The sequence below is a fragment of the Nonomuraea terrae genome (assembly GCF_044465245.1).
Classification (GTDB): domain Bacteria; phylum Actinomycetota; class Actinomycetes; order Streptosporangiales; family Streptosporangiaceae; genus Nonomuraea; species Nonomuraea terrae.
This window is the reverse complement of the sequence record NZ_JBITLL010000011.1, coordinates 121164-135589: the sequence shown is the minus strand read 5'-3', so window position 1 is coordinate 135589 and position 14426 is coordinate 121164. Positions and strand designations below refer to the sequence as shown.

At 70.2% G+C, this 14426-nt stretch carries 13 protein-coding genes; 6 read left to right on the top strand and 7 right to left on the bottom strand.

From position 1 onward, the window contains the following. Nucleotides 1–361: 361 nt before the first annotated feature. Entirely contained in the window at nt 362–2614 is a 2253-nt protein-coding gene (pcrA, locus tag ACIBP6_RS46785) for a DNA helicase PcrA (RefSeq protein WP_397061702.1), read from the bottom strand. A 98-nt stretch (nt 2615–2712) separates the two neighbouring features. Here pcrA and ACIBP6_RS46780 point away from each other — a divergent pair, with 98 nt between their 5' ends. Then, nucleotides 2713–3432 carry a PIG-L deacetylase family protein gene (locus ACIBP6_RS46780; protein ID WP_397061701.1) on the top strand — a complete coding sequence of 240 codons (720 nt, stop codon included), beginning with the start codon at nt 2713–2715 and terminating at the stop codon, nt 3430–3432. Nucleotides 3433–3571: 139 nt separating this feature from the next. Then, the gene (locus ACIBP6_RS46775) at nt 3572–4708 is read left to right on the top strand and encodes a glycoside hydrolase family 19 protein (protein WP_397061700.1); all 1137 of its coding nucleotides are present in this window, start codon (nt 3572–3574) and stop codon (nt 4706–4708) included. On the opposite strand, the gene ACIBP6_RS46770 is transcribed toward ACIBP6_RS46775, so the two are convergent. The 4 genes from ACIBP6_RS46770 to ACIBP6_RS46755 form a co-directional block, all read right to left on the bottom strand. Next, a complete protein-coding gene (locus ACIBP6_RS46770) occupies nt 4709–5419 on the bottom strand; it encodes a CPBP family intramembrane glutamic endopeptidase (protein ID WP_397061698.1) in 711 nt (236 codons plus the stop codon). Between the two features lie 29 nt (nt 5420–5448). Next, a complete protein-coding gene (locus ACIBP6_RS46765) occupies nt 5449–5706 on the bottom strand; it encodes a WhiB family transcriptional regulator (protein WP_132616474.1) in 258 nt (85 codons plus the stop codon). 77 nt (nt 5707–5783) lie between these two features. Further along, the gene (locus tag ACIBP6_RS46760) at nt 5784–6422 is read right to left on the bottom strand and encodes a neutral zinc metallopeptidase (RefSeq protein WP_397061696.1); all 639 of its coding nucleotides are present in this window, start codon (nt 6420–6422) and stop codon (nt 5784–5786) included. Next, nucleotides 6419–7885 (bottom strand): glutamate--cysteine ligase, encoded by a 1467-nt coding sequence (locus tag ACIBP6_RS46755; RefSeq protein ID WP_397061694.1) that lies wholly within the window; start codon nt 7883–7885, stop codon nt 6419–6421. The genes ACIBP6_RS46760 and ACIBP6_RS46755 overlap by 4 nt, the downstream gene beginning before the upstream one ends. A gap of 151 nt (nt 7886–8036) precedes the next feature. Between ACIBP6_RS46755 and galE the strand changes: the two genes are divergently transcribed. After that, nucleotides 8037–9014, top strand: a complete 978-nt coding sequence (galE, locus tag ACIBP6_RS46750) for a UDP-glucose 4-epimerase GalE (protein ID WP_397061693.1) — start codon at nt 8037–8039, stop codon at nt 9012–9014. Nucleotides 9015–9083: 69 nt separating this feature from the next. Here the strand turns inward: galE and ACIBP6_RS46745 are convergent, their stop codons facing one another. Next, nucleotides 9084–9881 (bottom strand): hypothetical protein, encoded by a 798-nt coding sequence (locus tag ACIBP6_RS46745; RefSeq protein ID WP_397061691.1) that lies wholly within the window; start codon nt 9879–9881, stop codon nt 9084–9086. Between the two features lie 274 nt (nt 9882–10155). Between ACIBP6_RS46745 and sucC the strand changes: the two genes are divergently transcribed. The 3 genes from sucC to ACIBP6_RS46730 all read left to right on the top strand — a co-directional run bounded on the left by sucC (nt 10156) and on the right by ACIBP6_RS46730 (nt 13978). Beyond that, on the top strand, nt 10156–11337 hold the full coding sequence (gene sucC, locus ACIBP6_RS46740) for an ADP-forming succinate--CoA ligase subunit beta (RefSeq protein WP_397061689.1): 1182 nt from the start codon (nt 10156–10158) through the stop codon (nt 11335–11337). Between the two features lie 3 nt (nt 11338–11340). Further along, a complete protein-coding gene (sucD, locus tag ACIBP6_RS46735) occupies nt 11341–12216 on the top strand; it encodes a succinate--CoA ligase subunit alpha (protein ID WP_132616484.1) in 876 nt (291 codons plus the stop codon). A 130-nt stretch (nt 12217–12346) separates the two neighbouring features. Beyond that, nucleotides 12347–13978 (top strand): cell division protein PerM, encoded by a 1632-nt coding sequence (locus ACIBP6_RS46730; protein WP_397061687.1) that lies wholly within the window; start codon nt 12347–12349, stop codon nt 13976–13978. 13 nt (nt 13979–13991) lie between these two features. Here ACIBP6_RS46730 and ACIBP6_RS46725 read toward each other — a convergent pair whose 3' ends face one another. Then, nucleotides 13992–14411, bottom strand: coding sequence for a hypothetical protein (locus ACIBP6_RS46725; protein WP_246075167.1), 420 nt, complete (start codon nt 14409–14411; stop codon nt 13992–13994). Nucleotides 14412–14426 lie beyond the last annotated feature (15 nt).

Below are 14426 nucleotides of genomic sequence, written 5' to 3'. Positions count from 1 at the left end.
TGTCGGAGCGGCTCAGCGCTGCCGAGCAGATCGTGTCTCGGCTGAGCGTCACCCGCGAGACGATCCTGGAGAGGACCGGCGACTTGGCCGAAGCTGCCCCTTGCCGCATCGACGCTCTTGCCCGGCTACCGGCAGTTTCTGGCGATCGTGGAGCAGGCGCCGGATGGGCTGCGGGTCGAGGACATCTGCCGGGTGCTGAACACCGGGATGGAGCCCAAGCACACCGAGAGCCTGCGCGCCAAGGTCGAACGCATGGTCGCCCGAGGCGTCCTCGTCGAACCCGGACCGGGGCTCTTCACGCTGCCCCAACCGTCACGCATGGACACCGCTGCCCAACGCCAGACGCCCACAGAACGCCATCTCAGAGCTTTTCGAGGGGGGCGTAGGCCAGGAGGAGGGTCTTCTCGCCGCCGGAGCCGAAGTCGATCTTGACCTTGGTCTTCTCCGCGACCCCGTCGACCGACACCACCGTGCCGAGCCCGAACGCGTCGTGCGAGACTCGGTCGCCGGGCGCCAGCGAGGGCACCGTGCGGCCGCCGCTCTTGGCGGGCGCCGGCCGCGCGGCCGGCTCGCGGCGGGTGGCCGCGCTCCACGCCGACTTCTCCGGATCCGTACGCCACTCGACCAGCGGCGCCGGCACCTCGTTGACGAACCGCGAGGCCGGGTTGAACGACGGCGCCCCCCACGAGCTGCGCACGGCCGCCCGCGTGAGGTAGAGCCGCTGCCGCGCCCGCGTGATGCCGACGTAGGCGAGCCGGCGCTCCTCCTCCAACTCCTTGGGCTCGCCGAGCGAGCGGACGTGCGGGAAGACGCCGTCCTCCATGGCGGTCAGGAACACGACGGGGAACTCCAGCCCCTTGGCCGTGTGGAGGGTCATCAGGGTGACGACCCCCTGCCCGCCGTCGGAGTCGGGGATCTGGTCGGCGTCGGCCACCAGCGACACCTGCTCCAGGAACTCCACCAGCGTGCCCTCCGGGTTGGCCTCCTCGAACTCGGAGGCGACCGAGATCAGCTCGTTGAGGTTTTCCAGGCGCGACTCGTCCTGCGGGTCCTCCGACGCCTCCAGCTCGGCGCGGTAGCCGGTGGCCACCAGGATCTCCTCGGCCAGGGTCGACGGCGGCACGCCCTCGGCCTTGGCGATCAGCTCCTCGATCATCGCGACGAATTCGCGGATGGCGTTGAGCGAGCGCGTGGCCACGCCGTACGCCTCGTCGGCGCGCCGCAAGGCCTCCCAGTACGTGATGCGCTCGCGGGACGACAACGCCTCCACCATGGCCTCGGCCCGCTCGCCGATGCCGCGCTTGGGCACGTTGAGTATGCGCCGCAGCGACACCACGTCGGACGGGTTGGCGAGCACGCGCAGGTAGGCCAGCAGGTCCTTGACCTCTTTGCGCTCGTAGAAGCGCACGCCACCGACCACCTTGTACGGCAGCCCGGTGCGGATGAAGATCTCCTCGAACACGCGGGAGGCCGCGTTGGTGCGGTAGAAGACCGCCACGTCGCCCGGCCGGACGTCCTCCTCGTCGCTGAGCCGGTCGACCTCCTGCGCCACGAACATGGCCTCGTCGTGCTCGTTGTCGGCGACGTAGCCGATGATCTTGGGGCCGTCGCCCTGGTCGGACCAGAGGTTCTTCGGTTTGCGCGACTCGTTGCGCGAGATCACCGCGTTGGCGGCGGCCAGGATGTTCTGGGTCGAGCGGTAGTTCTGCTCCAGCAGGATCGTGCGGGCGTCGGGATAGTCGCGCTCGAACTCCAGGATGTTGCGGATCGTCGCGCCCCGGAAGGCGTAGATCGACTGGTCGGCGTCGCCCACCACGCACAGCTCGGACTGGTCGGCGCCCTCCCGCACGACGTCGCCGTCGGCCGTGCGCACCTCGGGATGCCCGACCAGCTCGCGGATCAGCACGTACTGGGCGTGGTTGGTGTCTTGGTACTCGTCGACCAGGACGTGCCGGAAGCGCATGCGGTAGTGCTCGGCCACCTCGGGGAAGAGCTGGAACAACGTCACCGTGTTCATGATGATGTCGTCGAAGTCCATCGCGCCGGCCTCGGTCAGCTTGAGCTGATAGGCCTTGTACGCCTGCGCGAGCGTCTTCTCCAGGTGGGAGCCGGCCTTGTCGAGCGCCGTCTCGTAGTCGATCAGCTCGTTCTTGAAGTTGCTGACCTGCGCCGAGAACGAACGCGGCGGGTAGCGCTTCGGGTCGAGCTCCATCTCGCGGCAGACCATCGCCATGAGCCGCTGGGAGTCGGCCTGGTCGTAGATCGAGAAGCTGGACGGGAACCCCAGCCGCTTGGCCTCCCGCCGCAGGATGCGCATGCAGGCGCTGTGGAACGTCATCACCCACATCGCCTTGGAACGCGGGCCGACCAGCTTGTCGATGCGCTCCTTCATCTCCTTGGCGGCCTTGTTGGTGAACGTGATCGCCAGGATCTCGCCCGGATGCACGTCGCGCTCGGCCAGCAGGTAGGCGATGCGGTGGGTGAGCACCCGCGTCTTCCCCGACCCGGCCCCCGCCACGATCAGCAGCGGACTGCCGTGATGGAGCACGGCCTCACGCTGCTGAGGGTTGAGGCCGTCGAGCAAGGGGTGGTCAACAGAGACTTGGGTCGGCACCTACCTAGGTTAAGACGCCCCACCGACAAAGCGTGCCCGGAATGCCTTAGGGCGGTCGCAGGTTGTCTCCCCAGAAGGAAGTTCCAGAAAGGGGAGCCATGCTGCCGGACAGCGAGATCGACCGGGTGCTCGTCGTCACCGCCCATCCCGACGACGCCGATTTCGGATCGGCGGGGAGCGTGGCGCTGTTCGTCGACAGGGGCGTGGAGGTCACGTACCTGGTGGTCACGGACGGCGACGCGGGCGGCAACGAGCGGACCCTGGACAACGCCGGCATGGCGGAGCTGCGCAGGGCCGAGCAGCTGGCGGCGGCCAAGGCGGTCGGCGTCACCGACGTGCGGTTCCTCGGCTACCCCGACGGGCGGGTGGAGCCCTCGCTGGAGCTCAGGCGCGACATCGCCCGGGTGATCCGCCAGGTCAGGCCCGATCTGGTCATCGCCCAGCACCCGGAGCGCAACTACCGGTTCATCGCCCCCAGCCATCCCGACCACCGCGCCGTGGGGGGCGCGACCCTCGACGCGGTCTACCCGGACGCGCGCAACCCGTACGCGTTCCCTGAGCTGCTCCAGCGGGAGGGGCTGGAGGCGTGGACCGTACGCGAGGTGTGGCTGACCGGCGGCTCCACGCCCGATCACTACGTGGACATCACCGACGCCGTCGACCGCAAGCTCGCGGCCCTGCAGGCGCACGTCAGCCAGGTCGCCCACGTCGAGGGCTTCGCGGAGTTCGTCAAGAGCCGCTTCGCCGCCTGGGCGGAGGAGGCCGGCTTCGGCGAGGGCCGCTACGCCGAGGGCTTCCAGGTGGTCTCCACGGCCTGAGCCTCACAAAGACGACATAAAGCGCAACAAGCAGCAAATAGTAAAAATACATACTTTTATGTGAGATTTCGGTTTACCTTCAGCGGCTGGCCGGATCCAACGCTGGATCCCGCCTATCTGAAGGGACAACGAAGATCTCATGCTGAGAAGGCATCTCACCGGCCGGCCCGCTCTCTGGGCCGCCGTCGTGCTGGCGCTGGGGGCGATTTTCTCCTCGCTCGCCGTGTCGCCCGCCTCGGCCGCCGACCCGGTCGGAAGCATCACCGGGTTCGCGGGCAAATGTGTGGACGTCGCCGGAGCCAACAGCGCCAACGGCACCCCCGTGGTCCTGTACGACTGCAACGGCACCGACGCGCAGCGCTGGACCGTCGCCGGAGACGGAACCCTCCGGGCCCTCGGCAAGTGCCTCGACGTCGTCGACCGGGGCACGGCCAACGGCTCCAAGATGCAGCTCTGGGACTGTGCCGGTGGCTCGAACCAGAAGTGGGTCGTGACCGCCGCCCACGACATCGTCAACCCCGCGGCGAACAAGTGCCTGGACGTGACGGACAACAACCCGGCGAACGGCACCCGCCTGCAGCTCTGGGAGTGCGCCGGCACCGCGAACCAGAAGTGGAGCGCGCCCACCGGGAGCGGCTCGGGGGGTGGTTCGGGGAGCGGCTTCGTGGTCAGCGAGGCGCAGTTCAACCAGATGTTCCCGAACCGGAACTCCTTCTACACCTACAACGGTCTGGTGGCCGCGCTGAGCGCCTACCCGGGCTTCGCCCGTACGGGCAGCGACACGGTGAAGAAGCAGGAGGCGGCGGCGTTCCTCGCGAACGTCAACCACGAGACCGGCGGCCTGAAGTACGTGGTCGAGCTGAACACCGCCAACTACTCGCACTACTGCGACTGGGGCCAGTCGTTCGGCTGCCCGGCGGGCCAGTCGGCCTACTACGGCCGTGGCCCCATCCAGCTGAGCTGGAACTACAACTACAAGGCGGCGGGTGACGCGCTCGGCATCGACCTGCTGCACAACCCCTGGCTGGTGCAGAACGACGCGGCCGTGGCCTGGAAGACCGGCCTGTGGTTCTGGAACACGCAGCAGGGCGCGGGCTGGATGACCCCGCACGCCGCCATGGTGAACGGCGCGGGCTTCGGCCAGACGATCCGCAGCGTCAACGGCACCGTGGAGTGCGACGGCAAGAACCCCGCCCAGGTGCAGAGCCGGGTCGGCTCCTACCAGTGGTTCACGCAGATCCTCGGGGTCTCCCCGGGCGGCAACCTGTACTGCTGATCAAGGAGCGCGGTGCGCGGCCTCGGGGGTCGCGCACCGCGCCGCGAGACGGGCGAAGAGGTAGCCCAGGGAGTTGGTGGCCAGGTGCAGCAGCGCGGGGGCGAGCAGGCCGTTGCGGCGGCGCAGCTCGCAGAACAGCACCCCGGCCGCGGCCGTCGACACGACGCTGCCCGCCACCACCCGCGCGGTGTCGAGACGGCCGGGGGTCTCGCCGGCCGCCAGCGCCCCGAGGGCGGGGTTGGCCCGGGCCATGTCGATGGCGGGCAGGATGTGCCAGAGCCCGAAGAGGGACGAGGAGACGGCCGTGGCGGCCGCCGTGCCGTGCCGCCGGCGCAGCATGGCGTACAGGGCTCCCCTGAAGCCGGCCTCCTCCAGCAGGACCGTGCCGAGCGGGACCTGGAGCAGGGCCTCCTCCAGCACGCGGGCGCGGGTGAGCGACAGGGCCCGCTCGTCGTGGAAGAGCGGCCTGGTGCGGGGCCAGGCGATGCCGGCGGTGTAGCCGGCGGCCACGACCGCCGCCAGCGCGGCGCCCACGACGGCGCCCCGGCGCCCGCGCTCGAAACCGATCTCCTGCCACGACAGCCCCGACCTGCGCGCCATCGCCACCAGGGCGGCCGTCGCGACCGTGGAGGTCAACGGCCCGAGACGGGGGGCGATCTTGTTGTTCATGATGTTGGCGGCGGTGAGGACGGCGATCGAGCGCAGCAGCACCCTTGCAGGCTACGTCGCGACTCGCGCCTTCAGGAGGCGGCGGGACGGCGCCAGCCCTCCGGGAAGCGACTGCGGCGGCGTTCCTCCGGGGTGAGGCCGCCCCAGATGCCCTCCGCCTCGCCGGCGCGCAGGGCGTAGTCGCGGCACTCCCGCAGCACCTGGCAGCCGGCGCAGACCGCCTTGGCCCGGGCCTCCTGCGCGGGGGTGGGGGCCAGCGGGAAGAAGAGCTCGGGGTCGCTGGACCTGCACGCCCCCCGGCGCAGCCAGCGGATCTCCTCCACATGCATGGGTCCACGGTAGAGCGAGACCATGATCGCTCACATCATCCTCTGGGTTGACCCGCCTCTACACCCACGGTCGATCCTCAGCAGGCTCCCACTCCGCCCCGGTACCCCTTCGCGAACGCCAGCTGCCGCTGCTCGGCCGTCCCGTGGGCGTTCGGGTCGAGCCAGTCGTCCGTCGGGTCGCCGGCCGCCGCCAGGCTGAGGAGCAGCTCGTCCGCGTCGCCCTCCTCGGTCCCCAGCACGCCCGAGCCGACGAGGGCCGACAGCGTGCCGCCCGCGTAGCAGTCGGCCTGGAGCTCGAGCTGGACGTTCAGCGCGAAGCCGGTACGGAGCTGGGCCTGCACCGCGTGGCCGAGCTCGTGCGGGATGACGACGTAGACCGAGCCGTCGCCCATCTCGTTCCACAGAGCCTCCATCCACCGCTCGTCGTAGGCGATGAAGTGCCCGATCGGGCAGTAGAAGGCGTTGTTCGGCACGGCCGGCTGGTCGCCGCAGTCAGGGCCTGATCCGCCGGCGTACGGGACGAAGGCCTCGATCGGCCGGTACGTCCGGCCGAGCTGCCTGAACTGCTGGTTCCAGAACTCCTCGCCCAGCGTGCGCGCCGTGCGCACGTCGTCCTCGAACGTGTCGGCGCCCGCGGTGTCCATGGAGGGACGGGGGACGACGCCGCAGCCGGCGAGCGCCAGGACGAGGGCGGCGGCGATCAGGGCACGGATCACAGGACGTCCCAGGTGTGGACGGGTTCGTTGGTGTGCATGCGTTCGACGTACTCCAGGGTCATGCCGCGCAGGGCCGTGTGGCGGTCGCCGCCGCGCGCGTGTACGCGTTCCACCTGCCAGGTCGCGCCCGTGCGGCCGGTCAGGCAGCGGCCCTCGATGATCGACAGCAGCCGCTCGGCCGCGGAACGGTTCACGCCCCACCTGTGCAGCCCCTCGTACGCCAGGGGCAGCAGCCGGCGCAGGATCAGCTCGGACGCCGGCACCTCGCCCAGCCCCGGCCAGTACAGTCGCGCGTCCAGCCCGTCGCGGGCCGCCGCGGTGAGATTGTCCTGCGCCGAACGGAACGACATCCGGCTCCAGACCGGCCGCTCGTCGTACGGCAGCACGCGCATCAGGCCGTAGTAGAAGGCGGCGTTGGCCGCGACGTCGGCCACGGAGGGCCCGGCCGGCAGCACCCGGTTCTCGACGCGGAGGTGCGGGACGCCGTCCACCACCGCGTACACCGGCCGGTTCCACCGGTAGATCGTGCCGTTGTGCAGGGTCAGCTCGTGCAGGCACGGGACGCGGCCCTGGTCGAGCTCGGCGCGCGGGTCCTCGTCCGCGCAGAGCGGCAGCAGGGCGGGGTAGTAGCGGGCGTTCTCCTCGAACAGGTCGAAGACGCTGGTGATCCAGCGCTCCCCGAACCAGACCCGCGGCCGTACGCCCTGCGCCTTCAGCTCGGCCGGCCGCGTGTCCGTGGCCTGCTCGAACAGCGCGATCCTGGTCTCGCGCTGCAGCTCCCTGCCGAACAGGTACGGCGAATTGGCGGCGACCGCGACCTGGGGCCCCGCGACGGCCTGGGCCGCGTTCCAGTGGGCGGCGAACTCCTCCGGGCCGACCTGCAGGTGCAGCTGTACGCTCGTGCACGCGGCCTCGGGGGCGACGCTGTCGGCGTGGGTGTCGAGGCGTTCGACGCCCTCGATGCACAGGTGCAGGTCCTCGCCGCGGGCGGCGAAGATCTGCTCGTTGAGCAGGCGGTAGCGCGGGTTCGCCGAGAGCGTGCCCGCGCCCAGGTCCTGCTCGCACAGCGTCGGCAGGATGCCGATCATGACCAGGTGGGCGCCCTGCGACCTGGCGCGCTCCTCGGCGTGGTTGAGCCGGGCCCTGACGTCGTCCTCCAGCCGTACGGCGCCGTCGCCGCGCAGGTCCTGCGGCTCGATGTTGATCTCGACGTTGAACTGTCCCAGCTCCGTCGCCCAGTCCGGGCGGGCGATCGCGGCCAGCACCTGCGCGTTGCGCATGGCAGGATCGCCGATCGCGTCCACGATGTTGAGCTCGATCTCCAGGCCGGCCAGCGGGTGGTCGAACGCGAAGCGGGACTCGCGCAACATCTGGGCCAGGACATCGAGGCATCGATGCACCTTTTCGCGATATTTCCGCCGATCGTCCCTGCTGAACGCGACCGCCGGCACGTCCCTGCCCATATCATGAAATGTCGCACGCCGCAGCCGCCGAAACCACCCCACGAACGGAAACGGGACGCCCCCGTGGAACACCCGATACCGGCCCCTGCGAGGAGGTTCCGGAGCGGGCGAGGGAGACGCGGGCGGACGGGCCGATGGCTAGGGTGCTGGCATGCGCGTACTGATCACCGGCGGGGCGGGTTACATCGGCAGCACGGTCGCGTCCGCCTGCCTCGACGCGGGCATCGACCCCGTGATCCTCGACAGCCTCGTGACGGGGCGGCGGGAGTTCGCCGAGGGCCGGGTGTTCTACGAGGGGGACATCAGCGACGGCCCACTCATTGACAAGATATTTACCGAATATCCGGATATCGAGGCTGTCGTCCATTGCGCGGCGCTCATCGTCGTCCCCGACTCCGTGGCCGACCCCGTCGGCTACTACCGCGCGAACGTCGCCAAGAGCCTGGAGTTCGTCGACCACCTGCTCCGCAACGGCTGCACCCGCATGATCTTCAGCTCGTCGGCGTCGATCTACCGCGCCGGCGACGACCACACGGTGACCGAGGAGTCCCCGCTCGACCCCCAGAGCCCCTACGCGCGCACGAAGGCGGTCTGCGAGGCCATGTTCGCCGACATCGCGGCGAGCCGGCCCATCAGGATCCTGTCACTGCGCTACTTCAACCCCATCGGCGCCGATCCGAGCATGCGCACGGGCCTGCAGCTGCGCCGCCCCAGCCACGCCCTGGGCAAGATGATCGAGGCGTACGAGGAGGGCGTGCCCTTCCAGATCACCGGCACCGGCTACCCGACGCGCGACGGCACGGGCATCCGCGACTACGTCCATGTCTGGGATCTCGCCGCCGCCCACGTGGCCGCCCTGCGGCGCTTCGACGCGCTGGACACGGACGTGATCAATCTCGGCACGGGCGCGGGCACCACCGTGCGGGAGCTGGCCGAGGCGTTCAACCGCGTCGTCGACCGCCCGATCGAGCTGGTGGAGGCCCCCGCGCGCCCCGGCGACGTGGCCGGCGCCCACACGCGCAGCGACCGGGCGCACCGCCTGCTCGGCTGGCGCGCCCGGTTCTCCGTCGAGGACGGCATCAGGCATTCGCTCGAATGGGCGCGCCTGCGCGACTCCCGCCTGTCCTGATCTTTCGTTACGTGTGCCGATGCCTAGGCGGGAGAAGTCGCCGCGCCTCTCCCACCGGGCCGGAGGGCGTCAGCCGCCGAGCGTGGCCAGGGCGCTGTCCGGGATCGCCTGCGGGACCTCGGTGTCGGCGGTCAGCTCTTCGACGTCGATCCACAGGCTCTCGGCCGGCGCCTTGATCGACACCTTGGAGCCCCACCCGGTGAAGCGGGTGTCGGTGGCGGCGCGGTACTTGCCGAGGATGCCGTAGTCCGCGGTGTAGCCGGACGAGATCCGGGTGACCCGGCCCTTGGAGTCGACCGACAGCGCGTACTCGATCTTGATCTTGGCGGTCGTGCCGGTGACCTTCTGGCCGCTCAGCTTGCCGAGCTCGCCGTAGGTCAGCCCGCCCTTGTACGTGCCGCCCTTGAAGCTCTTGGCCTTGGCGACGAGAGCCTTGAGCACCTTCGGCTCGAAGACGTCGAGCAGCTGGTTGTACGACCCGGTGGCCGCCTGGCCGGTGTAGCGGACCCACTTCTTGCCGTCGGGGAGGTCCTCGCTGTAGAGGCCGCCCTGGGCGTAGGTGTTGCCGCCCACCGAGATGCTCCGCGGCGGGACGAAGACGTCGGCGAGACCGGTTCCGCCCTTGTTCGTGACGTCGGAGGCGACTATCCCCGACTTGCCGAACTCGAGGGTTCCGGATGTCTTGGAGCCGGCCGTCGACTTGCCGTTCAGCGTGACGCTGGTCGATTCCGTGAATCGCACCCCGTGACCCGGGACGAACTGCTTCTGCATCGCCTTGACCGGGTCGGCCGGGGCGGCCTGGGCGGGCGCGGCGGTCGCGAGCGCGGCGGCCGTGGTTAACGCCACGCCCGCGAGAATTCGCTTCATGAGTTTCCTTCGGTCAAAAGAGGGAGAACAGGATCTTGCCAATTGAAGATCACGACCATATATCGGGTGTCGGGTCGTACGGCGGCTAATTCGTGCAATTTCCGTGCAGGGTCGTCGTGAGGAAGTGAGATCAGCGTCACATGGCGGAAGAACCACGACCCGATGACCTGGGCAGGTCAAGCTTCGGGCTAGGCTTCACTGGCGGAAACGCCCGGCACGCACGGGGTTGCCCGGGCCGTCGAACATCAGTCGGAATGGAAGAGGACGGACCCTCGTGGACCTGTTCGAACATCAGGCGAAGGAACTCTTCGCCGACTACGGCATCCCGGTGCCACGCGGCATCGTCGCCCACACGGTTGAGGAGGTGCGGGCGGCGGCAGAGCAGTTGACCGGCCGCGTCGTCGTGAAGGCCCAGGTCAAGACCGGTGGCCGGGGCAAGGCCGGCGGCGTGAAGGTGGCCGACGACGCCGCCGACGCCGTCACCAAGGCAGAAGCCATCCTGGGCATGGACATCAAGGGCCACACGGTCCACAAGGTGCTCGTGGAGGAGGCCAGCGCGATCGCGGAGGAGTACTACTTCTCCTTCCTGCTCGACCGCGCGAACCGTACGTTCCTCGCCATCTGCTCGGCCTCGGGCGGCATGGACATCGAAGAGGTCGCCCACACCGCGCCCGAGAAGGTCGCCAAGGTGCCCGTCTCGGCGCTGACCGGCGTCGACCGCGCCAAGGGCCGTGAGATCGCGCAGGCCGGCGGCCTGCCGGAGAAGGCCCTCGACGGCGCCGCCGAGCTCATCGAGAAGCTGTGGTGCTGCTTCGTCGACGAGGACGCCACGCTCGTCGAGGTCAACCCCATGATCCTGTCCGCCGACGGCCAGGTGAAGGCCCTCGACGGCAAGGTCACGCTCGACGACAACGCCGGCTTCCGCCAGGCCGACCACGAGGCGCTGGCCGACAAGGCCGCCGAAGACCCCCTCGAGGCCAAGGCCAAGGAGAAGGACCTCAACTACGTCAAGCTCGACGGCAACGTCGGCATCATCGGCAACGGCGCCGGCCTGGTCATGTCCACGCTCGACGTGGTCGCCTACGCCGGCGAGGAGTTCCCCGGCAAGCCGTCCCCCGCCAACTTCCTCGACATCGGCGGCGGCGCGTCCGCCGAGGTCATGGCCGCGGGCCTGGAGATCATCCTCTCCGACCCGAGCGTCAAGTCGATCTTCGTGAACGTCTTCGGCGGCATCACCGCCTGCGACGCCGTCGCCAACGGCATCGTCTCGGCGTTCAAGCTCCTGGAGAGCCGCGGCGAGGCCGTCAGCCACCCGCTGGTGGTCCGCCTCGACGGCAACAACGCCCAGCTCGGGCGGCAGATCCTGGCCGACGCCGCGCTCCCGCGCGTCGAGCTGGTAGACACGATGGACGAAGCGGCCAAGCGTGCCGCCGAGCTCGCTGCGGTAGGTGCGTGACCCATGGCCATCTGGTTGACGGAAAACAGCAAGATCATCGTCCAGGGCATGACGGGCGGTGAGGGCACCAAGCACACCCGTCGCATGCTCGCCTCCGGCGCCAAGGTCGTCGGCGGCGTCAACGCCCGCAAGGCGGGCACGACGCACGAGGGCCTGCCCGTGTTCGGCACGGTCAAGGAGGCGATGGAGAAGACCGGCGCCGACGTGTCGGTCGTCTTCGTGCCGCCGGCGTTCACCAAGGACGCGGTCAAGGAGGCCATCGACGCCGAGATCCCGCTCTGCGTCGTGATCACCGAGGGCGTGCCGGTGCACGACAGCACCGAGTTCTGGGCGTACGCGGTCGAGAAGGGCAACAAGACCCGCATCATCGGCCCCAACTGCCCCGGCATCGCCTCGCCCGGCGCCTCCAACGCCGGCATCATCCCCGCCGACATCACCACCGCCGGCCGCATCGGCCTGGTCTCGAAGTCCGGCACGCTGACCTACCAGCTGATGTACGAGCTGCGCGACTTCGGCTTCTCGACCGCGGTGGGCATCGGCGGCGACCCGGTCATCGGCACCACCCACATCGACGCGCTGCAGGCGTTCCAGGACGACCCCGACACCGACGCCATCGTGATGATCGGTGAGATCGGCGGCGACGCCGAGGAGCGGGCGGCCGCCTACGTCGAGCAGCACATCACCAAGCCGGTCGTCGCCTACGTCGCGGGCTTCACCGCCCCCGAGGGCAAGACGATGGGCCACGCGGGCGCGATCGTGTCCGGGTCGGCCGGCACGGCGCAGGCCAAGAAGGAGGCCCTGGAGAAGGTCGGCGTCCGCGTCGGCAAGACCCCCTCCGAGACGGCCCGCCTCATGCGCGAGATCATGCAGGCTCGCTGAGCGTTTCCCCGCAAAGCCCCGCACGGCCCCGGCCGCGCGGGGCTTTCGCGTGTCGAAGAGGGCACAAAGTGGGCCCGGGGCGGCGCGTCAACCAAGCGCCGGTCGGGAAAGATTGACAAAATCGCCTAGTGTGACGGCGATTCTCGACCAGTTGCGTACCGCCCCCCGATCGGTGCTCGGCAAGCTCCCCGGGGTTACGAGCGACGACGACGATACGCGACGGCCGTTGCCGGTGTCGGGCATGCTCGCCGCCGCCGCCACGCTCGGCCTCGGCCTGGCGGCCCTCACCACGCTCACCCTCATCGGCTGGATCGCCGCGCCGAGCGGCGCACTGGGCGCCGGGCTGCCCGGCGTCTTCCGCACGGCGGCGCAGCTGTGGCTGGCCGCCCACCACGCCGGGTTCGCCATCTCCGGCGGGCGCGTCGGCCTGCTGCCGCTCGGGCTCATGATCCTGCCCGCCATGCTGCTCTACCGCGCGGCCCGATGGATGGCCCGCGACGCCGACCTGCGGCTGCGGCTGCCCGCCCGGCTGCCGAAGAACAGCCCGAAGGAGCAGGCGGGGGCGCGCCGCCGGGCGCAGCTCGTGCTGGTGGTGCAGGCCGGCGTGTCGCTGGCGGCCCCGTACTCCCTGCTGGCGGGCCTGATCGCGATCGTGGCCGAGAACGAGGTGACGCAGCCGTTCATCGGCGAGGCGCTGCTCTACCACTTCGTGCTGGCGTTCATGGCGGGCTCGCTGGCCACGGCGCGGATGATCGGGCCCTGGCGGATCATGCTGCGGCTGCTGCCCGAGCGCGTGCGCGCGCTGACGGTCGGCACGGTGGTCGCCACGCTGGCGCTGCTGGTGTCCGGGCTCGTGCTGGTGCTGGTCGCGGTGGTGCTGAACTTCGGGCAGGTGAAGCAGCTGTCCGACGTGCTCGCGCCCGGGTTCGTGGGCGGCGTGCTGCTGGTGCTGCTGCAGCTGCTCTACCTGCTCAACATGGTCATCTGGGCCATGTCCTACATCGCGGGCCCCGGGTTCGCCATCGGCGCTGACACCCTGGTCGCGCCCACGGGCGTACAGCTCGGCACGGTGCCCAGTCTGCCGCTGCTCGGCGCGCTGCCGGAGAGCGGCACGGTGTCGGTCTGGATGATGGCGGTGATCGCGCTGCCGTTCGCGGCCGGCGCGGTGGCGGGCGTCATCGTGGCCAGGATCGCGCCCTCACCGTCGTACGAGGCGGCGCCGCTGTGGGGATTCCTGACCGGCGTCACGACCGGGCTCGTGGCCGGGGTGCTGGCCGCGCTGTCGGGCGGGCCCATCGGCGGCGCCCGGCTGGCCGCCGTCGGGCCCTCACCCTGGGAGGTCGCGCTGTCGGTCGCCCTGGAGGTCGGGGTGGCCGCGGGCATCTCCGCGGGCGTGACGAACCTGCTGATCATCAACAAGCGCGCGAGGGTGCCCCTCGACAAGGCGGCGGCCCCCGTACGGAAGGCGGGCGCGGCCCTCGCCAAGGCGGCGAGCAGGGTCGGCCTGGCAGAGTCGGACCCGCGCCCGCTGCCCGGTCACTGGATGGACGCCACCGAGGCCGACACCCAGGAGATCCCGGTCATCCGCGACGACTGGCAGGACGAGCACGCCTCGGCGGAGGCGGAGACCCTGGCCCAGGCCAGGCCGCAGGCGCCCGAGCCGGAGCCGGGACGCCCGCCGCGTAAGGACATCGTGGACGAGTCGGACGACCGGGGCGGCCACGTGATCTACCTCGACCCGTACGCGTGGGACCGCGACTGAGGTCCAGGGCGGTCTACGGCTGGACGGTGCCGAGCATCTCCAGCACGTCGGCCGGGAGCTTGCGCTCGGCCATGTCGCGGAACTGGGTGAAGCACTCACCCTGCGACGACACCGTGCCGGCGCCCTTCATGCACTCCTGGTAGGTGGAGTATTCGTCCATGAGGTAGAGCTGCATGGCGGTGGCCCCGGCCGACAGGAGCAGCGCGATCGAGGAGACCGTGATGCCGCTCACCGCCGTGACCAGGGGCTTGGCGGCTTCCTTCAGCAGGGGGATCGCCCGGATGCCGGTCACGAGCGCGAACAGCGCCATGACGAGCCCCGCGAGCGGCAACATGAACGTCATCGCCAGCGCCGCTATGGACAACCAAATCGCTCGGCGGCCCGCGGACTCCGCGGGCTGCTGGCCTGCCGGCGCCTGCACCGGTGTCGACACCTGACCTCCTCTGCG